The 20,764-nt window shown below is 60.8% G+C and carries 16 protein-coding genes and 1 tRNA gene; 10 read left to right on the top strand and 7 right to left on the bottom strand.

Translation table 11 applies throughout. The features are described from left to right. Window positions 1–12: 12 nt before the first annotated feature. Complete coding sequence (locus HF955_RS17790; RefSeq protein WP_291076921.1) at window positions 13–345, bottom strand: helix-turn-helix domain-containing protein; 333 nt, start codon at window positions 343–345, stop codon at window positions 13–15. A 133-nt stretch (window positions 346–478) separates the two neighbouring features. Here HF955_RS17790 and HF955_RS17785 point away from each other — a divergent pair, with 133 nt between their 5' ends. Then, window positions 479–1,378 carry a DUF4437 domain-containing protein gene (locus HF955_RS17785; protein WP_367279745.1) on the top strand — a complete coding sequence of 300 codons (900 nt, stop codon included), beginning with the start codon at window positions 479–481 and terminating at the stop codon, window positions 1,376–1,378. Window positions 1,379–1,429: 51 nt separating this feature from the next. Then, complete coding sequence (gene nfsB, locus HF955_RS17780; RefSeq protein ID WP_291076920.1) at window positions 1,430–2,095, top strand: oxygen-insensitive NAD(P)H nitroreductase; 666 nt, start codon at window positions 1,430–1,432, stop codon at window positions 2,093–2,095. A 56-nt stretch (window positions 2,096–2,151) separates the two neighbouring features. Here the strand turns inward: nfsB and polA are convergent, their stop codons facing one another. Beyond that, on the bottom strand, window positions 2,152–4,941 hold the full coding sequence (gene polA, locus HF955_RS17775) for a DNA polymerase I (RefSeq protein ID WP_291076919.1): 2,790 nt from the start codon (window positions 4,939–4,941) through the stop codon (window positions 2,152–2,154). 148 nt (window positions 4,942–5,089) lie between these two features. Between polA and HF955_RS17770 the strand changes: the two genes are divergently transcribed. Together HF955_RS17770 and HF955_RS17765 are read left to right on the top strand one after the other, a co-directional pair. Beyond that, window positions 5,090–5,530: a hypothetical protein gene (locus HF955_RS17770; RefSeq protein ID WP_291076918.1), complete on the top strand. Its 441-nt coding sequence runs from the start codon at window positions 5,090–5,092 to the stop codon at window positions 5,528–5,530. Window positions 5,531–5,574: 44 nt separating this feature from the next. Next, the gene (locus tag HF955_RS17765; protein ID WP_291076917.1) at window positions 5,575–6,600 is read left to right on the top strand and encodes an NADP-dependent oxidoreductase; all 1,026 of its coding nucleotides are present in this window, start codon (window positions 5,575–5,577) and stop codon (window positions 6,598–6,600) included. 121 nt (window positions 6,601–6,721) lie between these two features. Here the strand turns inward: HF955_RS17765 and HF955_RS17760 are convergent, their stop codons facing one another. From HF955_RS17760 to HF955_RS17745, 4 genes are read right to left on the bottom strand one after another with little or no spacing between them, the layout of a single operon-like run. Further along, entirely contained in the window at window positions 6,722–8,167 is a 1,446-nt protein-coding gene (locus tag HF955_RS17760) for a DASS family sodium-coupled anion symporter (RefSeq protein WP_291076916.1), read from the bottom strand. Further along, window positions 8,168–9,325 (bottom strand): cystathionine beta-lyase, encoded by a 1,158-nt coding sequence (gene metC, locus HF955_RS17755; RefSeq protein WP_291076915.1) that lies wholly within the window; start codon window positions 9,323–9,325, stop codon window positions 8,168–8,170. Beyond that, window positions 9,322–10,167 carry a sulfurtransferase gene (locus tag HF955_RS17750; protein ID WP_291076914.1) on the bottom strand — a complete coding sequence of 282 codons (846 nt, stop codon included), beginning with the start codon at window positions 10,165–10,167 and terminating at the stop codon, window positions 9,322–9,324. Before HF955_RS17750 ends, metC begins: the two co-directional genes overlap by 4 nt. 2 nt (window positions 10,168–10,169) lie before the next feature. Further along, the gene (locus tag HF955_RS17745; protein ID WP_291076913.1) at window positions 10,170–11,174 is read right to left on the bottom strand and encodes a cysteine synthase A; all 1,005 of its coding nucleotides are present in this window, start codon (window positions 11,172–11,174) and stop codon (window positions 10,170–10,172) included. 157 nt (window positions 11,175–11,331) lie between these two features. On the opposite strand from HF955_RS17745, the gene HF955_RS17740 reads away from it, so the two are divergent. The 4 genes from HF955_RS17740 to HF955_RS17725 all read left to right on the top strand — a co-directional run bounded on the left by HF955_RS17740 (window position 11,332) and on the right by HF955_RS17725 (window position 16,635). After that, the gene (locus tag HF955_RS17740; RefSeq protein WP_291076912.1) at window positions 11,332–11,889 is read left to right on the top strand and encodes a cupin domain-containing protein; all 558 of its coding nucleotides are present in this window, start codon (window positions 11,332–11,334) and stop codon (window positions 11,887–11,889) included. Beyond that, window positions 11,886–12,554, top strand: a complete 669-nt coding sequence (locus HF955_RS17735) for a DUF6134 family protein (RefSeq protein WP_291076911.1) — start codon at window positions 11,886–11,888, stop codon at window positions 12,552–12,554. Before HF955_RS17740 ends, HF955_RS17735 begins: the two co-directional genes overlap by 4 nt. A gap of 4 nt (window positions 12,555–12,558) precedes the next feature. Continuing rightward, the gene (locus HF955_RS17730) at window positions 12,559–14,082 is read left to right on the top strand and encodes a cryptochrome/photolyase family protein (protein ID WP_291076910.1); all 1,524 of its coding nucleotides are present in this window, start codon (window positions 12,559–12,561) and stop codon (window positions 14,080–14,082) included. A 150-nt stretch (window positions 14,083–14,232) separates the two neighbouring features. Next, window positions 14,233–16,635 carry a bifunctional diguanylate cyclase/phosphodiesterase gene (locus tag HF955_RS17725; RefSeq protein WP_291076909.1) on the top strand — a complete coding sequence of 801 codons (2,403 nt, stop codon included), beginning with the start codon at window positions 14,233–14,235 and terminating at the stop codon, window positions 16,633–16,635. A gap of 11 nt (window positions 16,636–16,646) precedes the next feature. Here the strand turns inward: HF955_RS17725 and HF955_RS17720 are convergent, their stop codons facing one another. Further along, on the bottom strand, window positions 16,647–18,956 hold the full coding sequence (locus tag HF955_RS17720; protein ID WP_291076908.1) for an AsmA family protein: 2,310 nt from the start codon (window positions 18,954–18,956) through the stop codon (window positions 16,647–16,649). A 159-nt stretch (window positions 18,957–19,115) separates the two neighbouring features. Here HF955_RS17720 and HF955_RS17715 point away from each other — a divergent pair. Together HF955_RS17715 and HF955_RS17710 are read left to right on the top strand one after the other, a co-directional pair. Continuing rightward, window positions 19,116–19,192 (top strand) — tRNA-Asp (locus HF955_RS17715). Window positions 19,193–19,326: 134 nt separating this feature from the next. Continuing rightward, window positions 19,327–20,745, top strand: a complete 1,419-nt coding sequence (locus tag HF955_RS17710; protein ID WP_273184068.1) for a DUF6538 domain-containing protein — start codon at window positions 19,327–19,329, stop codon at window positions 20,743–20,745. Window positions 20,746–20,764: the final 19 nt, after the last annotated feature.

The raw sequence follows: 20,764 nt of genomic DNA, 5'->3' as shown, positions 1-20,764 counted from the left end.
GCGGCAGCCTGCTCAATCTGCAAACACGTGCTCTTCGCCCCATGCCTTCAGGGCGTTCAGGATGGGGCGCAGCGTCTGGCCCTTCTCGGTCAGGCTGTATTCGACCTTTGGCGGGACCACGGGATAGACCTCACGGTGCACCAAGCCAGCCTCTTCCAGTTCGCGCAATTGCTTGGTCAGCATGCGCTGGGTGACGTTGCCGACATCGCGTTGCAATTCATTGAAGCGCTTCACGCCGTCCATCAAATGGAACAGCGTGACGCCCTTCCACTTTCCGCCGATCACTTCCAGGGCCGCCTCCACGGGGCAGCCAGCGGAACAGTCATATTTCTCGAAGCGGGTCATGTCTTACAGTATACTTTCTGTGCGTATAGGCCAAAATTGTGCGTACTTGTGCATTCAGTTTGTATGAATAAATCGGGGGGCGTCAACTGATGGAACCCATCTGGCGTGCCGTACGCCAAGATCAACCCGCCCCATGGAAGGATTACTCATGCCGCTGAACTCATTCGCTTCATTCAGAGATGCCGTCTCAGGATTTGGTTGCGCAGCGGTGCTCGCCGCGATGATGGGGGCATGCGCCACTGCCCAGCAGGTTCAGGATGGGCCTTCGCCCTCCAAAATCGTTCCGGCCTCGGATGTGGACTGGGGCCCTCTCAATCCCGCAAGGGGAGATGCGAGCCCGAGAGCCGGAACGCTTTGGGGAGATCGTGCAGCCGCCGGGGCTTCCGGATTTCTGGTTCAGTTCAAGCAAGGGTTTTCCTCGCCACCCCACATTCACAATGTGACCTACCGAGGTGTCGTGATCGAGGGACGGATTCACAATGACGATCCGGCTGCGGCCAATATGTGGCTGCCAGCGGGGTCGTTCTGGACCCAGCCCGCTGGAGAAGCTCACATCACGTCCGCTGAGGGTGAATTCAACATGGCCTATATCGAGATCGATGAAGGCCCGTATCTCGTTCAGCCAACCGAAAACGCATTCGACAATGGCGAACGTCCGGTAAATCTGGACCGGTCAAACCTTGTCTGGCTCGACGCGTCCGACATCGCCTGGATCGAGCGGGACGGCGGCGCTGAAGTCGCATTTCTCTGGGGCGGTGAAGCCGATACCGGTGCGCGCGGCACCTTGGTGAAACTACCCGCCGGACAATCTGTTCGTCTTTCCGGTGACCGGGCCGACCTGAAGATCGTCTCGATCTCCGGAGAGCCCGAAGTCCAACTGGGCGGCGCAAATGCAAAGCACGTGCTCATGCCCGGCAGTTTTGTGGCAAGCGCGCCGAACGCTGCAGATGTGTTCGTTTGCAACGTGAAAACAGATTGCCTGCTCTATGTCCGCAGCGAAGGACATTTCGAGATCACCTCCACCCGGAACTGATCCAGACTTCCCGCAACTTCCTCCAATTAATATCCTTGAAAGGACTATCTCATGGAACATGATATCACTTACTATGCCAAGAAACGCCATACGACCAAGGCGTATGACCCGAACCGTCGCATTCCGGACGAAACGGTCGATAAGCTGAAAGAATTGCTACGCTTCAGCCCGTCCAGCACAAACATCCAGCCTTGGCATTTTGTCATCGCCTCCACGCAGGAGGGCAAGGAGCGGGTTGCCAAGGCGACGGAGAAGTATCCGTTCAATCGTCCATCCATTCTCAACGCCTCGCATGTCGTGGTGTTCGCCAGCCGACTTGCCGTGGATGAAGACTATCTGCAGCACGTGCTGGAGCAGGAAGACAAGGATGGCCGCTTCGATACGGACAGGGAAACCCACAAGCCGGCCATGCATGGCGGGCGCTCCCTTTTCGTGAATTTGCACAAGCAGGATTTCAAGGATGTCCAGCACTGGATGGACAAGCAGGTCTATCTCAACCTCGGACAATTCCTTCTGGGCGCCGCCGCGCTCGGTGTGGACGCAACGCCCATGGAAGGGATCGAGATACCGGTTCTGGATGCAGAGTTCGGCCTGCGCGAGAAAGGCTATTCCGCCCTGTTCGTTGTACCGCTCGGCTATCACGATCCGGAGCAGGACTATAACGCCTCCCTCCCGAAATCCCGCCTTCCGTATTCAGACATCCTGACGGAAGTTTAGTCCAGTAGCCGTCCCGGCCACTCGTCTGCGCCGGGGCGGCCCCTAAACTTTCTGGGCTAGTGCGCTTCGGCCCAATTGCTGGCGGCGCGCGCGTCGACCACCAGAGGCACGGAAAGCTGAAGCGCCGGACCGGCGGCACCCTGCATGGTTGTCTTGACCGTGTCGATCAGCGCGTCGGCCTCCTTTTCCGGACACTCGAAGACCAGTTCGTCGTGGACCTGCAACAGCATGCGCGCCGACAGCCCGGCCCTGGCAAGCGCGTCCGGCATGCGGATCATGGCGCGTTTGATGATGTCGGCGGCAGAGCCCTGGATCGGCGCGTTGATGGCCTGACGTTCCGCGAAGGAGCGTTGAGGGCCCTTTGACTTGATACCGGACAAATTGATCTTCCGTCCGTAGGCGGTCGTCACAAAGCCATTCTCCTTCGCGAAGGCCTTGGTTTCGTCCATATAGGCGCGGATGCCGGGAAAGCGTTTGAAATAGGTCTTGATGTACTCGCTGGCTTCGCTCTGCGGGATGCCCAGCTGGCGTGCCAGGCCAAACCCGGAAATGCCATATATGATGCCGAAATTGATGGCCTTGGCCTGACGGCGCACCATCGGGTCCATGCCCTCGATCGGCACCCCGAACATTTCGCTGGCCGTCATGGCATGAATGTCGAGCCCGTCCCGGAAGGCGGTCTTCAGCGCGTCGATGTCGGCAATGTGCGCCAGGATGCGCAGCTCGATCTGGCTATAGTCTGCGCTGACCAGGACATTGCCCTTGTCGGCCACGAAGGCCTCGCGGATCTTGCGGCCTTCCTCGGTGCGGACCGGTATGTTCTGAAGGTTGGGGTCGGTCGAGGACAGGCGGCCTGTCTGGGCCACCGCCATCGAGAAGCTGGTATGCACGCGGCCTGTCTTCGGATTGATCGCCGCCTGCAGCGCCTCGGTATAGGTCGAGCGCAGTTTCGACAGGGCCCGCCAGTCGACAATGGTGCGGGGCAGGGCATGGCCCTCTGCGGCAAGCCCTTCCAGCACATCGGCGTCGGTTTGCCACGCGCCGGTCTTGGTTTTCTTGCCGCCTTCAAGCGCCATCTCGTCAAACAGGATTTCGCCCAGCTGTTTCGGGCTGCCGATATTGAATTCGCGGCCGGCCTGCTCATAAGCATCTGCTTCGAGCGCGGCCATGCGTTGAGAGAAGTCGGAAGACAGTCGAGACAGGTGATCGCGGTCTACCTTGATCCCTTCCTGTTCCATGCGCGCAAGCACCGGGACGAGCGGTCGTTCCAAAGTCTCGTAGACTGTCGTCACTTTCTCGGTCCGTAGCTGCGGCTTGAAGACCTGCCACAGGCGCAGCGTGATATCGGCATCTTCGGCGGCGTACTCGGTTGCCTTGTCCAGGGCAATCTGGTCGAACGTCTTCTGCGATTTGCCGGTTCCGGCAATCTCCTTGAACGGAATGGTCTTGTGCTCGAGATACCGTTCGGACAGCGTATCCATGCCGTGATTGTGTTTGCCGGCATTCAGCACATAAGACAGCAGCATCGTGTCATCGATGGGGCCGACCTTGATCTTGTGCGTCGCGAAGATCGACAGATCATACTTAATGTTCTGCCCGATCTTGAGCACGGCCGGGTCTTCCAGCATCGGCTTCAGCGCGCGCAGGGCATCTTCCATGCGGATCTGCCGCGGCGGGTCGGCGCCGAACATGTCGCCGTCGCCGGCATTGTCCGGGTCCACATGGGCCAGCGGAACATAGCAGGCCTCATTCGGGGACAGCGCCAGCGATACGCCCACCAGGTTCGCCGCAATGGAATCGAGACTGTCGGTTTCCGTATCGACCGCGACAAAGCCCTGCATCGTGGCGCGGGCGACCCATTCTTCCAGCTCTCCGAAGTCGCGGATGCAGATATATTTGCTCCGGTCGATCGGATCGGCGGCCGGCTGGGCCGTTTCGATCGCGCCTTCCAGTTCCATCATTTCGCGCACGCGGCGCGTGATGGTGCGAAACTCCATCTCTTCCAGGAAATTGATCAGTGTCTCTGGATCCGGGTCCTGTACGGCCAGGTCTTCCAGCGGCACGTCCAGCGGCACATCATCCTTCAGCGTGACAAGCTGTTTCGAGATACGGATCAGGTCCGCATTGTCGATCAGGGTCTGGCGGCGCTTGGGCTGCTTGATCTCCTCGGCCCGCTCCAGCAGGGTTTCGAGGTCGCCATAGGTCTCCAGCAATTGCGCGGCGGTCTTCACGCCAATGCCGGGCGCGCCGGGCACATTGTCGACGCTGTCCCCGGCCAGGGACTGGATATCGACGACCTTTTCCGGGCCGACGCCGAACTTCTCGAACACGGCATCGCGCCCCAGCGTCCTGTTCTTCATCGTGTCCAGCATCACGACTTGGTCGGACACCAATTGCATCAGATCCTTGTCGGACGAGACAATCGTCACGCGCGCGCCCCTGGCTTCGGCCTGGCGGGCATAGGTGGCGATCAGGTCATCTGCCTCGAAACCTTCCTTCTCGATGGCATGAGCGGCAAAGGCTTCGGCCGCACGGCGCACTAGGGGAAATTGCGGCCGCAACTCTTCCGGCGGCTCGGACCGGTTCGCCTTGTACTGGTCGTAGAGGTCATTGCGGAAGGTGATGGAGGATTTGTCGAAGATGCAGGCGAAATGCGTCGGGCGTTCGTCCCCTTTCAGATCTTCCAGCAGCTTGAACAGCATGTTGCAGAATCCGCTGACAGCGCCGATGGGCAGGTCGTCGCTGGCCCGGGTCAGCGGAGGCAGGGCGTGGAAGGCGCGGAAGATATAGGCGCTCGCATCCACCAGATAGAGATGACTGTCATTGTCGACGGGGGCTGTGGCCATGAGACGGGAATCCTTTTCTGGCCAATTGTGTAGCCCGCCTTCAGGGCGGCGTCACCCATTGAGCGCGTAGGATTGCAGGCGCATGGGCGCGGAATTGCCCAGTGGCGCTACGCCGCGTAAACTCGTGCGATAATCCTGGGAGGGAAGCATGAACGAGACACTGAAAACGCAATCAGTCGGTACGCCCTGGCACCTTTGGGTGGTGGGAGTAATGGCCACTATTTGGAATGGTTTTGGCGCGTTTGATTTCACAGCAACGGTGACACGCTGGGCGCCTTACATGTCAAATTACACCGAAGAGCAGCAAGCCTTTTTCTACTCATTCCCGGCCTGGCAATACGTCATCTGGGCGCTTGGAGTCTGGGGCGCTCTGATTGGGTCGATACTTCTGCTGATGCGCAGCCGATACGCGGTTTGGGCATTTGCTGTCTCGCTGGCCGGGGCAGCGATATCCATGATCTACAGCCTATCCCTGAAAGACGTCCCCGAAAGCGCGTCAAACCCTGCATTTGCAGCTTTCATCATTCTGATAGCCGTCCTGCTGTTGATTTATGCGTGGCGGATGACGCGGCGGGGCATCTTGCGCTAGCGCGGTTTTGGCCTAGCCTTCTTTTCAAAGCATGGGAGGAAAGAATGGCCGAAGTGAATAAAAGCTGGATCCTGCGCCAGCGCCCGGTGGGCGATCTGAAGGAGGGGGACCTCGAACTCGTCGAGTCGCCGCTGGAGCCCCTCAAGGACGGCGAGGTCCGCACCCGCCTGATCTATCTCTCGCTGGACCCGACCAACCGGATCTGGATGAGCGATGTGGATGGCTACCTGCCGCCGGTCGGGATCGGCGATGCGATGCGGGGAGGTGGCCTCGCGGAAGTGGTCGAGAGCCGTTGCGACGGATTGAAACCCGGTGACATCGTCAATACCGGCCTTGCCACCTGGTCGCTCTATTCGAACCTGCCGGGCGAGGCGCTGAACGCGCTGCCGCGCCTGCCGGGCGTACCGTTGACCGCCTTCATGGGGCCCCTCGGGGCAACTGGCATGACCGCCTATTTCGGCCTGATGGACATCGCCAAGCCGAAAGCGGGCGAGACCGTCGTGGTCTCTGCCGCCGCCGGCGCTGTCGGATCGATGGTCGGCCAGATCGCCAAGATCCAGGGCTGCCGCGTCGTCGGAATCGCCGGCAGCGACGAGAAGTGCCGATGGCTCACCGAAACGGCCGGGTTCGACGCCGCGATCAATTACAAGTCGGAAGACGTCGGCGCCGCGCTGGACAGGCACTGCCCGGACGGCATCGACATCAATTTCGAGAATGTCGGCGGCAAGATCATGGATCAGGTGATCGCCCGCCTGAACGATTTCTCCCGCATGCCGCTCTGCGGCCTGATCAGCACCTACAACGCGACAGAGCCGGTGCCGGGCCCCTACAATTTCTCCAATCTGCTGATGCGCCGCACCCTGCTCAAGGGCTTCATCGTTATCGACTATTTCCCGCGTTTCCCGGAAGGCATCCAGCAGATGGCCCAATGGCTGATGGCCGGCAAGATCAAGTTCGAAGCCGATATTGTCGATGGGCTCGAAAATGCGCCGGCGAGCCTGTCCCGCCTGTTCGAAGGCAAGAATCTCGGCAAGCTCATGGTCAAGGTCAGCGAACCGCCTGCGGCCTGAATTAACCTAAGTTCAGGTGGCGTTCAGCTTGGTCCTGTATGCCTGAGTGCAGACGGGGCTGGGTGAGGGACGCAGCTTGCCGACAGTGGAGGAATTTGGCGCCGTGTTGCGCCGGGTTCCTCTACAGCACCATCGGCGCGATCCAGTATCCGATCGCCGCGATGATCACGATCCCTGCCAGATTGATGAAAAAGCCCTTCCGGATCATTTGCTGGATGGTCACATGACCGGACCCGTAGACAATGGCATTGGGCGCCGTCGCCACCGGCAACATGAATGCGCAGGACGCAGCCACCGCTGCCGGGGCCAGCAGGCTCTCGGGCGCTGCGCCAAGGGCGATGGCGAGTGACCCCAGCACAGGGGCCAGCGTGGTCATTGTGGCTACGTTCGATGTGACTTCCGTCAGGAAAATGACCAGCGCCACCACGATCAGGATGAACACCAACGCCGGCAATACGTCGAGAACGCGCAGGCTTTCCCCGATCCATTCCGACAGGCCGGTCCGGGAAATGGCCTTGCCCATGGCAATGCCGCCACCAAACAACAGCAGGACGCCCCACGGGATCCGCTCGGCTTCCGGCCAGTCGAGCAGGCCGCGATGATGCCCGCCGCCGGCCGGCACAAGGAACATGAGCAGGGCGCCGAAAATCGCGATCATCATGTCGATTTCCGCGCCGCCATACTTTGCCAGAAGATCGATCCCCGCCGATTCCAGGCCCAGTTCCAACGGCAGGCGCAACAACCACAGGCCCGCCGTGATGCCGAACACGATGGCCACGCGGGTTTCCTGAACACTCATCTTCCCGATATCCGCCAGCTGTGTGCGCACATGCTGCGAGACGATCTCGGCATTTTCGGATTTCACCGGCATGCCGCGCGTGACATTCCACCAGGCCACAGGCAGCAGCAGCGCCATGGCGGGCAGGCCGAAGGCCATCCATTGCGCAAACCCGATATGGGCACCGGCCTCTGTCTGCAGCCAGCTGATGGCGATCAGATTGGTCGGCGTGCCGATCGGCGTGGCCACGCCGCCAATCGAGGCCGCATAGCAGATGCCCAGCATGAGGGCGGTGGTGAAATGCCGGGAGACATTGCCCAGAACGGCGCTGGCAGACAGGGCGATGGGCACCATCATCAGCGTGGAGGCGGTGTTGGAAATCCACATCGACAAAACGGCAGTTGCCAGCATGAATCCAAACACAAGCGCGCCGGGCGATGTACCCACGCGGCTGATGACATTCAGGGCAATGCGCTTGTGCAGGTCCCATCGCTCTATGCCGATGGCCACAATGAATCCGCCCAGCAACAGGATCACGATGTGATTGGCATAATCGCTGCCGGTCTGTGCGGGGGAGCCCGCACCAAACAGCGGCAGGAATACCAGCGGCATCAGCGACGTGGCCGGAATGGGGATCGCTTCCGTGGCCCACCAGACCGCCATCAGCACCATCAGGGCGGCCGTGCCCCAGGCTGCGTCACTCAATCCTTCGGGCGCCCCGGCGAACAGTATCAGTCCCGCCAGGGCAGGCCCCAATACAAGGCCGATGCGGCGCGCGTCAGGTTTCACCTATCCAGCTCCCATCGCCGCAAAGCCGGCATCGAGATCGGCAATCAAATCATCCACATCTTCCAGTCCGACATGAATGCGCAGCAGCGGACCGTCCTTGTCTTCGCTCCAATGGCCCTTCATCCGCTTCAATTGCGGATCGCAGGGAATAACCAGGCTTTCAAAGCCGCCCCAGGAAAAGCCCATCGAGAACAGGTCGAGGGCCTCGAAAAAGCGCGCCAAGGCTGCGGTTGGCGTTTCGCGCAGGATGAAGGAAAACAGGCCGTTCGACCCGCGGAAATCCCGTTTCCACAAAGCGTGATCGGGATGCTGCGGCAGTGCCGGATGCAGCACCCGGGAAACTTCGTCGCGTCCGTCCAGCCAGTTTGCGATGGTCAGACCGGCCCGCTCATGCGCGGCCATGCGTGTCTGCAGGCTGCGCAGGCCGCGCAGGGCCGTATAGGCATCATCCGGCGCGAGGCTGATGCCCCAGTCATCGCCGCAATCTGCCACGTCCTGTGCTACCCATTTCTCGCGGCACATGACGGCGCCGCCAAATATGTCGGCATGGCCCACCACATATTTGGTCAGCGCCTGAACCGATATGTCGACGCCCAGGTCAAGCGGCCTGTGGAGCAGGCCGACGCCCCAGGTATTGTCCATGATGGTGCGGATGTTCCGCTGCTTCGCAACATCGACAATGGCCGGCGTGTCACTGATCTCGAAGGTCAGGGACCCGGGGGATTCCAGATAGATAACGCGTGTATTGGGGCGAACCAGGTCTGCGATCCCGGCACCCACCCGTGGATCGAAACGGGTGGCCTCGACCCCCATCATGGCAAGCCGTCGCTCCAGGTAGCGGGCCGTTGGTCCGTAGGCGGAGTCCGTGAACAGGACATGGTCTCCGGTTTTCACCTGGCTGCCGATTGCCAGGGCGCAGGCCTGCAGCCCGTTCGCAGCCAGCTTGGCATGGCTGGCGTTTTCCAGCGTGCAGAGCGCGGCTTCGAGTTCCCGGTGAACCGACAGGCCCATGCGGCCATAGCCGGGCGAGGCCCCATACAGATCAGACGATGTGTCGAACAGAACGGTGGATGCGCGCTCGATGGGGGGATTGACCGTATTCTGATCCATACGGCGTCCACGCGTGTGGATCAGGCGCGTTGAGGTCTTTCTTGTCATGCCTTGCCCGTGGCGATCGGCCGGGACGGGTCGGAGGCCCATTCGGTCCACGATCCGTCATAGACGGCGACGTCCCAGTTCCCGAGACGTGCAAGGGCCAGTGCGGTCACAGCGGCGGAGACCCCCGAACCGCAGGTCGTGATGGTCGGAGCGCTGGGATTGTCGAACAGTTTCGCGAGGTCCTCGGCGGATTTCATTCTTCCATCGGCGGTGCGGAGTTCAGACGAAGGAAGGCAAACGCTTCCCGGAATGTGTCCGGACATCAGGCCCTCCCGAGGTTCGGGAGCCTCTCCCGAAAACCGCTCGGCCGAGCGGGAGTCGATGATTGTGTGCGTGCCGCCTTGTGACGCGGTCAGCACCTGGCTGGCATCCTTCAGCAGGTCGGAGCGGACCCGGGCGGTGAAATGCCGTTCCACGGGGACGGGCGGCAAGTCTTCCGTCTCGCCGCCTGCTTCAATCCAGGCCTGCAGGCCGCCATCCAGAACCTTCACGTCTTTCTGGCCCATCACGCGCAACATCCACCAGACGCGGGCAGATGCGAAGAAATTGAACTGGTCGTAGACAATGATCCGGTTGCCGTCCCCAAGCCCCAGCTTGCGGGCCCGCGACGAAAACATCACGGGATCAGGCAGCATGTGGGGCAGGTCGGTGCCGCCGGCCTTGATGGCGTCAATGTCAAAATAGACAGACCCCGGAATATGGCTTTCGGCCCAGGCCTGACGGCCCGTCCGCTCCATGTTCAGGAAGGGCGGGAACCAGGTGGCATCCACAACGCGGACATCCGGCGCCGATACATGTTCCTTCAGCCATTCAGCGGTGACGAGCGGGTCTCCGGACTCCATGTTCAGGCCTCCATCCAGCTGGGGACCGGCAGGTCCTTGGATCTCAGGAAATCGGGATTGTACAGTTTGGACTGGTAGCGATTGCCATAGTCGCACAGCATGGTCACGATCGTGTGGCCGGGGCCGAGATCGCGCGCCATCTGGACGGCCCCTGCGATATTGATCCCGGCGGACCCGCCAAGGCAAAGGCCTTCATTCTGGACAAGGTCGAACAGGATGTTCAAAGCCTCTTCATCGCTGCAGCGATAGGCGCGGTCCACTTCGATGCCTTCCAGATTGGCGGTGATCCGCCCCTGGCCGATGCCTTCCGTGATGGAGGTGCCTTCGGATTTGAGTTCGCCGGACGTATAGTATTCGTAGAGGGCCGCACCACCGGGATCGGCAATGCCGATCTGAACGTCGCTGTTCTTCTCCTTCAACGCCATGGAGACGCCCCCCAATGTGCCGCCGGACCCTACGGCGCAGATGAACGCGTCCAGCTTGCCGCCGGTCTGCGTCCAGATTTCCTGCCCGGTCGTGTCATAGTGCGCCTTCCTGTTCGAGACATTGTCAAACTGGTTGGCCCAGATGGCGCCATTCGGTTCGCTCTTGGCAAGATCCTCGGCCAGGCGACGGGAGAAGTGCTGGTAATTGTTCGGATTCTTGTAAGGCACCGCGTCCACTTCGATCAGCTCGGCGCCGAGCAGGCGGATCGCGTCCTTCTTCTCCTGGCTCTGGGTACGCGGCATCACGATGACAACCCGGTATCCCAGTGCCGCGCCGACAAGCGCCAGCCCGATGCCGGTGTTTCCGGCGGTACCTTCCACAATCGTGCCACCGGGCTTCAGTTCACCCGCCGCTTCGGCGTCCCGGACAATGCCAAGGGCCGGACGGTCTTTCACCGACTGTCCGGGATTCAGGAATTCGCACTTGCCGAGAATTTCGCAGCCCGTTTCGTCGGAGACGCGGTTGAGGCGGAGCAGGGGGGTGTTGCCGATAAGGTCGATCACCGAGCGATGAAATTTCATCAATTTGGGTCCGATTCTGGTCGTTCTTCGTTGCTGCGAAGCTAGTGCGGCGAGCCGGTTTTCACAACCGCTGTGCGCGGCCTGCCGGGCGCAGTGATCCAGAGGCGCACATGCCTCGTAGACACGATGACACCAAACTATCCACCGGACGACCCGATTGACCCTTTCTGACACCTATATCGCGTTCATGATGGACCACGCTGCGGGGAACCACCCGGACTCCTTTGCGCTGGCTGCGGACCTGCACGTTTCACTCAGCCCGGACGGTGCCGAGACGGCCAGTCTCTGGTCAATGATTGGCGGCGTTCTGCTGGAGGAAAGCCTGCCCGCTCCCCGCCCGGCCGCGACGCGGCGTGCCTGGAATCGTACCGGCAACAGGCCGCACGTATCGGCCAGCGAGTTGCTGGCGCGGGCAGAAGGTCCCCTCAGCTGGCGCCGGGGGCTTTCCGGGGTCCACTATGCCCCAGCCGGCGCGCCGGGCACCAAATTCATGAAACTGGAAGCCGGGCAAAGTGCACCGATGCACGGCCATGGCGGTCTGGAAGCAACTGTTGTGCTTTCCGGGCGTTTCTCGGACGGGCACGGCACCTATTGCCGCGGCGATCTCGTACTCGGGGAACCCGGCATGCGCCACAAACCGGCTGCGGTTGGCGATGAGAGCTGTGTCTGTTTCGTGGCCCACAGGCCGAACAGGTTCTGGAGATACTTCAAATGACCCGGATGATTGCGCTCTCGCTCATGACTGCCACCCTGCTGGCAACCCCTGCTCAGGCCAAGACGGAAAACTCGCAATGGTCGCCCAGGCCCGGAGACGTGATCGCCTTCGACGTGTTGCGCAAGGGCAAGCCCTTCGGGTCCCATACCGTGACTTTCGGGCAGGATGATAATGGTCGTCTGACCGCTCGCACCGATGTCAGCCTCAAGGCAGGCCTCGGGCCGATCACTGTCTTCAAGTACGAATTGTCGGCAACGGAAACCTGGCAGGACGGGCAACTGGTTGCCCTGAATGGATCCGTCAATGATGACGGCAAGAAAGGGCAGGTCCAGGCCACGCGCCGGGGCGCGGAACTCGCTGTCGATGGCTCTGAATTCGAGGGCACGGTGCCGGCATCGATCATTCCGTCAAGCCATTGGAATGCAGCTGCGACGGAGGCCTCCCGGCTGCTCTCCACGGAAGATGGCGAAGTTCTCGACGTCGCTGTGTCTGAACAGGGGCAGGAAACGATTGTCGCCGCCGGAAAGGAAGTGGAAGCCACGCGGTTCCTGCTGGACTCCGATATCGACGTCACTCTCTGGTATGATGATGCCGGACGGTGGCTGAAACTGGCCTTCGAGGCTCGCGGCCAGGACATCGAATACGTGCTCGCCAAGCCTTACTGACCCTGTGGCAGTCCTGCGACTCATACTCGGCGACCAGTTGTCGCCCGCGATGTCGTCCCTGACCGATATCGACCGGTCTGAAGATGTCGTGCTGATGGCCGAAGTGATGGAAGAGGCCTCCTATGTGGGCCATCACAAGAAGAAGCTGGCCTTTGTCTTTTCCGCAATGCGCCATTTTGCCGATGAGCTTCGCGAAGACGGTGTGACCGTCCGCTATGTCGCGCTGGACGAGTCCGGCAATCAGGGCTCCCTGCGTGCGGAAGTCTCCCGGGCGCTGGATGAGTGCGGTCCATTTGACCGGGTCGTCGTGACGAAACCGGGAGAATGGCGGCTCCTGTCCGACATGGAAGACTGGGCCAACCTGTTCGGCGTGCCGGTCGACCTGCGAGATGATGACCGGTTCATTGCCAGTCTCGAAGAGTTCTCCGACTGGGCCGAGGGACGAAAGCAGTTGCGGATGGAATATTTCTACCGCGAGATGCGCCGCAAGACCGGCCTGCTGATGGAGGGAGATGACCCGGCGGGCGGTGAGTGGAACTATGATCAGGAAAACCGCAAACGCCTGCCGAAATCAAAACAGACTCCGCAGAGATGGTTTTGCGAACCGGATGAAACCACACGAGACGTTCTGAAACTGGTTGAAACCCGTTTTGCGGACAATTTCGGTGATCTGAGGCCGTTTGAATTCGGCGTAACGCGACAGCACGCCGAGGCGGCGCGGGACGCATTCCTGCAGGACATCCTTCCGGGCTTCGGCGATTATCAGGACGCCATGGCCCGGGATGAACCCTGGATGTGGCACTCGATCCTGTCGCTGTATCTGAATGTAGGCCTGCTGGACCCGCTCGACCTGTGCGCGCGCGCCGAAACGGCGTGGAAGGCGGGTCAGGCGCCCTTGAACGCCGTCGAAGGGTTCATCCGCCAGATCCTCGGCTGGCGGGAGTATGTGCGCGGCCTGTACTGGTGGAAGGGCCCGGAATACGGCCGCAGCAATTTCCTCGACGCGCACAGGCCCCTGCCGGAATTCTACTGGACAGGCGACACCGACATGGCCTGCCTCGCCGATGCGATCGGCCAGACCATCCGGCACGCCTATGCACATCACATCCAGCGCCTGATGATCTCCGGAAATTTCGCCTTGTTGGCCGGCCTCTCGCCCGACGAGGTGAATGACTGGTACATGCGGGTCTATGCCGACGCCTATGAATGGGTCGAACTGCCAAACACGCACGGCATGGCCCTGTTTGCCGATGGTGGGGTGATCGCCTCGAAACCCTATGCGGCCAGCGCAAACTATATCAACAAGATGTCGGACTATTGCGGGGGTTGCCGGTATGATCCGAAGACGCGAACCGGCGAGGACAGCTGTCCGTTCAACGCCCTCTATTGGGATTTCATCTTCCGCAACGAAGCCAGGCTGAAAGACAATTCCCGCATGTCGCTGGTGTTCCGGAATGCCGAGCGGATAGACGGCACGGAGCGCGAGGCCATCCAGGACCGGGCACAGGAAATCCTGTCGAACCTGTAGCAGCTTTCAGTTCCGGATCCGGTCTGGTTGACACTTCGTAAGCGAAATCCTTCGTTTTTTCTGGTTTCGCTACACCGGCTTTCATCTTCTTGACGTATCAGTTTCACCCACAGCGGTTCTGGGGAATCGGAGGGAAACCGGGGTGGACGCATGAATTTGGCGTGCTTGAAGACGGGTGAGATACAGCCGGCGGACGGTCAGGCTGACGCGTTCAGCCTGACGGAGAAAACCGAGTCGGCCTGGCGGACCCGTCAGCTGAAAATCATCAGCGCGATGATCGGACCGCTCATCCTGTCGAACCTTGTCAATGCCTGTGTAATCTGGCTGTCGTTCCGGGACACAGCGGCATCCGGCCCCCTGTTGATCTGGCTCGGCGCGATTTGCCTGGTTTGCCTGACAGGATACGTGGCCAGCAAGCGGCCCGCAAAGCGGACCCGCAATCCCGTCGTGCTGACCAAGCGGATAGAGGTGTTCACCTGGGGGGTGGCAGCCGCAGGTGCACTCTGGGCGATTGCACCGCTGTTGGTGCTGAATGTCGCGGACAGTTACGGACAGCTGATTATCGGCGTGATCCTGACGGGCGTCATGTTTACAGGCGCCTTTCTCATGTCCCGAATTCCGCGGGCGGCGCTCGCCTTTATCGTGCCCATCGCTGTCGGGCTGGTACTCGAAATGCAGCTTCAGCAGGATCCGAAGCACGTGTATGCGTCGATCCTCACAGCCGTCTACGTATTCATTCTGGCCTTCGCGGTGAGATGGTCACACACCCAATTCGTCAAGCAGATCCTCAATGAATCGGCCGTCAGGGAGCAGTCCCAGCTGATCGGGTTGCTGTTGCGCGATTTCGAGGAGAGTACGTCCGACTGGCTCTGGCAGACCGACGCGCAAGGTGTGCTCGTCGACATTCCTGCCGTGTTCGAAGGGGCCGAGCACCAGCCGGGAGATTTCGAAGTGGGCGAGACCCTTGTGGGTCAGTTCGAGGTGAACGATGCCGCCAAGGTTCTCAAGACCAGCATGATGCGGCGTCAGAGTTTTCGCGATCTGTCAATGAAGCTCGCGAATGGCACGGAGGACCGCTGGTTGTCCCTGACCGGCAAGCCGATCTTCGAGGACCGCGTGTTCAAGGGCTTCCGCGGCGTTGCATCTGATATCACCCAATCGAAGGAGATCGAGGATCGCATCGCATTCATGGCCCACTATGACGGCCTGACCGGACTGCCGAACCGGATGAACATGCAGGAGCACCTTGAAAAGGCCCTTCGCCAGCCGGTGCAGGAGCCGGAAGCGCGCGCGCTGGTCTGGCTCGATCTGGACAATTTCAAATGGGTCAATGACACGCTTGGACATCCGGCCGGCGATGAATTGCTGCAGCATGTGGCTGGGCGCCTGAACGAATCCAGCGCCGAGAAGGACACGGTGGCCCGCATCAGCGGAGATGAGTTCGCGATGATCGTGCAACGAGACTCGCTCTCCGACCTCGAGCTATTTCTGGATGAACTGACCGAACGCCTCAGCATTCCATACGATCTGCGCGGCTCGACGGCGAATTGCTCCGCTTCCGTCGGTGTGCGGCTGTTCGATGCAGAGACACGCGATGCCCGTACCATGCTCAAACATGCGGATCTTGCCCTGTATCAGGCCAAGAAGCTCGGCAAGTCCACATGGTGCATGTTCACGCCGGCTCTGGACGAGCGGGCCCGGGCCCAGTTGCAGATCGAGGCTGACCTGCAGTCGGCGCTCGAGCGCAACGAGTTTCGACTTCACTTCCAGCCTCAGGTCGATGCTCACAGCCATGAAATGGTGGGATGCGAGGCCCTGCTTCGCTGGATGCATCCCGAACGCGGACTGGTGTATCCCGGTGACTTCATCGAGCATGCCGAAGACAATGGCCTGATCACGCGTATCGGCGACTGGGTGATCCGCGCGGCGCTTGCCGAAGCCCGTCGCCTGCCCGAGCATGTGAAAGTGTCGGTGAACATTTCGCCGCTCCAGATCCATTCTGCCAATCTGATGTCGACCATCGTCAATGCGATTGCGGCCAACAATATTGATCCTCGCCGGCTGGAACTGGAGATCACGGAATCGGTTCTGATGTCCGATACGCACTTCACACTGAAGCGGCTGCACAAGCTGAAACAGATCGGCGTCGGGATCGCGCTGGACGATTTCGGTACCGGCTATTCTTCACTGTCCTACCTGCGGAGTTTTCCGTTCGACAAGATCAAGATCGACAAGAGCTTCGTCCGCGACATCGAGAGCCGTTCAGACAGCCGGGCGATCACACAGGCGACAATTTCCCTGGCCCATTCCCTGGGCATGCGCTGCACCGCAGAAGGGGTCGAGACCCAATTCCAGGCCGAATTCCTGCGAGATATCGGCTGTCAGGAATTGCAGGGCTTCTTCATCAGCCGCGCCAAACCCCTGGATGACCTGACTCATGTTGTGAACCTTCGTCCGCGCGAAGACGTCCAGCCGAAGGCCGAAATCGTACGCGCCGCACGGGCTGAAGCCGAGGCGCCGGAGCCGTCACTTGCCAAGTCGGCACAGGCCTGACCTCTACCGGATCAGTTATCTCCCGACGGTTTGTCCTCTTTCTTGCGGGTGCCGAGCAGGCCGCCCAATGCATTGATCGCAGTCTCCTCGGCTGAGGGGGCTTGCGTCGCTTCGCCTGTTTCATCTTCCGGCTCTGCCGGGCGCTCAATACCCAGCAGGCCTCCGATGACGTCTTCGGCGCTGCCGGATCCGCTCGCGCTTGAGCCGCCGAGTTCGTTGAGAAGGCGTGTCCCGAGTTCTGCCTTCAGCGCTGACGTGACACCGCTCATGTCCGGTGTGACTTTCGGCTTGCTCCAGGGCCCCGAAATGCGCACCGGCACCGGAATGCCGTTCAGCTGCACGACACTGCCCTGACCCTGGGCCGCCTTGTCGATGCTCGTGGCGAGGCGTAAATCCATGGACTGTCCGGCCAGGTTGATCTTCCCGGACCCGTCCACCCCCACCACCGGGCTGAGCAGCTTCATCAAATCGACGTTTGCCACACCGTCATTGATGGTCAGGACCGTGTTGAAGCTCGAGAAATCCGTCTCAGCATTTTCCGACAGGGCTTCGCTGAAGTTCAGATTTTCCAGCGAGCCGGTGGCCACGGCTTGTTTCAGGGTCGACGCGCTGCGCACCAGCGCGGCGACATTCAAGCCCCGAATGATGCCATCGGAAAGGTCCGTGGATACGGTGCCGTCGAGCGCCTGCATGATGTCGTCCAGGCTGGCGCCGCTGGAACTCGCCGACACCTTGAAATTGCCTGTGCCCGTCAGGCTGTCAAAGCCCGCAAGTGTGCCAAGGAGATTCGCGATCGCCACCTGCTGGCCCTGCATGTCGAAGCCGACCTTTGGCGTAGCGGTCCGCGCATCGACCGACAGCTTGCCCTGCCAGGTGCCGTTGAAGGCGTTGAAACGCGTCAGGTCCGCCGTCAATACGCCGCCGGTCAGGTTCACGGCGGTCACGGTATCGGTCAGCACAACATCACCCACAACCAGCCGGGCAACATCGAGGTCGAGCTGCGCGTTGACGGCTTTCAATCCGGCGAGGTCCAGCGGCTCCTTGCTCCAGGGCTGGATGCCTTGGGATGCACTGGAGCCTTCGTCTGCCGGTTCTCCCATGAAGGCGGTCAGGTCGAGTTCCGGCATCGCCATGTCACCGACAATGCGCGGCGTGGCTGCGGACAGGTCCAGACCGGCTTGACCGGTTGCCGAGAGGTCGTCGAGTTTCAGGGTCAGCCCATTCAGCATGACCGACTTGAAGGATCCGTCAGCCTGACCGGTTGCGGAAAACGTCTGCAGCGTTTCGCCCGGTGCCAGTGCCACGTTGGCGGTGGCCAGCAGATCGCGCATCCGGTCGCTGGCAACCGAGACATTGCCATTCAGTTTCCCGTCGCCGCCGAGCGAGACATCTCCCGCATAGGAGGCCGTGAGCAGGGCGCTGTCATGGGAGGCCTCCAGACCGGTCAGCGCGAGCGCGTCCAGCGGACCCTTCGCTGTGCCTTTCGCGCGCACGCGCCCGAGGGCTGCCGAGGCAGGCAGGGTGAGATCGAACTGGCGTGCCAGAGCTGGTGTGTCCGGAATGTTCGCCGTGAAGGCACCGTCGAAAACGGGCGAGCCCGAGAGCTGCAGCGAGCCGGTATAGTCGAGGCTGGCGAGATCGGATGACAGGTCGAGTTCAAGTCCTGCCGGCTGATTTCCGGTCAGGGCGGCGGGCGTGTCGACTTTCAGGGACATGTTGAAGGCCTGGCTCTGAAACTTGCCGGCGGCTTCCGCGACCAGCGGCTGGTCCATGCCGCGCATCGAGGCCCGCAGGTCCAGTTCCGTCAGTTCATAGGAGGTGCCGGCGACATCGTCCCGGAAGGTCAGGGATGCGTTTTCCAGCACGGCCGACTCGATGCCGGCTTCAAACCCGCCGGAGGCGCCGCCCTCGTTTTCTGCGGGCGCAGGATCGGCCTCGGCGAACTCCCAATTGGTGCGCCCATCCTCGCGTTTCTGCAGCAGCACTTGCGCATCGATGAAGGCGAGTTCCTGAACGTCCACGCGCTGCGACAGCAGAGGCATCCATTTGACCGATCCGCGCAATTCGCCAGCCTCGATCATGTTTGGCGTTGCAAAGCCTTCGGGATTGGCAACGCTCACCTGCCTGACCGTCGCCGAAATGCGCGGAAACACAGAGATGTCGACCTCGCCTGCCAGAGTGACATCGCGCTGCAGCGCATTGGTCGCCGCCTTCTCGATTTGCGCCTTGTAGACCGATTTGGGAATGAAGAACGGCACGGACAGTGCGGCGATGACCAGCAACGCAAGAATGCCTGTACCGATGAGAAGAAAGCGTTTCATGGGAGCCCCTCGAATCTGGATTTCCATACTTGTTCGCGAATATGGCCGGGGAATGACAGTTTAATACAGAAAAGTGCAAATTCGCGTGAAGTTCCCCGCTTGACCGGCCATCCGGGGTCTAATAGAGAAGCGGCTCGCCGAGTTTCGGCAAGGAAATGCGCGGGTGTAGCTCAGCTGGTTAGAGTGCCGGCCTGTCACGCCGGAGGTCGCGGGTTCGAGCCCCGTCACTCGCGCCATTTCTCTCGAAATGGTCTCCGCTTAAAGGGTTGAAAGCAAACGGAATTTTCGGTTCCGTTTGCATCGCCTTGCATAGAATGGCCGGAATCTGTGGACCAAATTGGGACCAGATTGTGGACCAATGGTCGGCGTCATGAAGCGCGTCGACGACAACTCCTACCTCGAACAGCGAGGCCGCGTCTGGTGGTACAACCGACGTGTGCCGAGCAAGTTCGCTCACCTTGATTGCCGCAAGCGCATCAAGGAATCGCTCGGCACGACGTCGATTGACCAGGCCCGCTACAAGCGTGACCTGCTGGCCGAAGCCGACGACCATTACTGGGCCTCGCTCAAGATCGCCGAAGAGGCCCACCCCTCGTCCAATCGGGAAACCTCTGAGGCGGTTCGCCGTCGCTACCGCATGGCGACGGTCAAGGCGCTGGCGAGTGGTTTCACCTATCAGCCAATCGATCATCTCGCGACGGTCGCCCCCCTTGAGGAAGCCTTGGCCAGATTGCTGGCGGTTCATCAGAACGCAGGGCCTGCCGAAATCCCCAGGGAGCGAGATGCCGAAGCGCTGCTTGGCGGGGCGCCGAAGCCGACCATCAGCGTCTCCGAAGCCTTCGAGGTCTATGTCGGCGAGATCGCGTACAACGCGCAGCTCTACAAATCACCGAACCAGCGCGCTTCCTGGGAGAAGACCAAGCGGACCTCGATCCAGTATTTCATCGACTTCGCCGGCGACATTGCGCTTGAGGAGATCACCCGCGAACTTGCCCTCGACTATCAGAAACACTGGGCAAAGCAGGTCAAACCGAAGGACGAGACGACGACGCCGATCGCGCCAAACACCGCCAACCGGCACATCGGCAATATCCGCTCCCTTTACGCAGACTATTTCAAGCATATCGGCGAGGAGGAGCGACCGAACCCGTTCCGCAACATGCACTTCAAGGCGAAGGCCCGGACTGAGGTGCCGCCCTTCTCATCCGACTGGGTACGAGAGAAAATTCTGGCGCCCGGCGCGACACGCAAATGGCGGCCGGAATTGCAGCTCATCACGTTGATGCTGATCGAATCAGGGTGCCGCCCGAGCGAGATCATAAATCTTCGTGTCGATGATTTTCATATCGATGAACCGGTGCCCTACATCTCGATCCGCGCGCGGACTGACCGCGAAGTGAAGACCGACACCTCCGAGCGGGACATTCCGCTGGTCGGCATCGCACTCGAAGCGGCAAAGCGCGCTGCACCGCGCGCTTTCGCCCATTATTACGACAAGGGTGAGCTCTTCTCCGCAAACATGATGAAGAACTTTCGCAATCGCGGCCTCTTGGAGTCGCCGGACCACAAGATCTACTCATTCCGACACGCCTTCGAGAAGCGCATGCAGGAAGCCAATATCGATTACGGCCTGCGCTGCCTGCTCATGGGCCACAAGACGACAAGACCCGTCTATGGCGACGGCGGCTCACTCGAATATCGGCGCGAAGAGCTGTTGAAGATCGCGCATCCTTTTGATGCGCGGATCATGGAGCTGTTTGATCGGGAGAATCCGGAATGGGCGGCTTAGTTTGCAAAGGGCGCAAAAT

It is taken from the genome of Hyphomonas sp. (genome assembly GCF_017792385.1).
Taxonomy (GTDB): Bacteria; Pseudomonadota; Alphaproteobacteria; order Caulobacterales; family Hyphomonadaceae; genus Hyphomonas.
Note: the sequence above shows the minus strand (reverse complement) of the source record. Positions and strands in the feature narration are given on the sequence as shown.

Coding starts and splice junctions, on each gene's coding strand:
- HF955_RS17790 (WP_291076921.1), bottom strand. CDS start 345: ATGACCCGCTTCGAGAAATATGACTGTTCCGCTGGCTGCCCCGTGGAG.
- HF955_RS17785 (WP_367279745.1), top strand. CDS start 479: ATGGAAGGATTACTCATGCCGCTGAACTCATTCGCTTCATTCAGAGAT.
- nfsB (WP_291076920.1), top strand. CDS start 1,430: ATGGAACATGATATCACTTACTATGCCAAGAAACGCCATACGACCAAG.
- polA (WP_291076919.1), bottom strand. CDS start 4,941: ATGGCCACAGCCCCCGTCGACAATGACAGTCATCTCTATCTGGTGGAT.
- HF955_RS17770 (WP_291076918.1), top strand. CDS start 5,090: ATGAACGAGACACTGAAAACGCAATCAGTCGGTACGCCCTGGCACCTT.
- HF955_RS17765 (WP_291076917.1), top strand. CDS start 5,575: ATGGCCGAAGTGAATAAAAGCTGGATCCTGCGCCAGCGCCCGGTGGGC.
- metC (WP_291076915.1), bottom strand. CDS start 9,325: ATGACAAGAAAGACCTCAACGCGCCTGATCCACACGCGTGGACGCCGT.
- HF955_RS17750 (WP_291076914.1), bottom strand. CDS start 10,167: ATGGAGTCCGGAGACCCGCTCGTCACCGCTGAATGGCTGAAGGAACAT.
- HF955_RS17745 (WP_291076913.1), bottom strand. CDS start 11,174: ATGAAATTTCATCGCTCGGTGATCGACCTTATCGGCAACACCCCCCTG.
- HF955_RS17735 (WP_291076911.1), top strand. CDS start 11,886: ATGACCCGGATGATTGCGCTCTCGCTCATGACTGCCACCCTGCTGGCA.
- HF955_RS17725 (WP_291076909.1), top strand. CDS start 14,233: ATGAATTTGGCGTGCTTGAAGACGGGTGAGATACAGCCGGCGGACGGT.
- HF955_RS17720 (WP_291076908.1), bottom strand. CDS start 18,956: ATGAAACGCTTTCTTCTCATCGGTACAGGCATTCTTGCGTTGCTGGTC.
- HF955_RS17710 (WP_273184068.1), top strand. CDS start 19,327: ATGAAGCGCGTCGACGACAACTCCTACCTCGAACAGCGAGGCCGCGTC.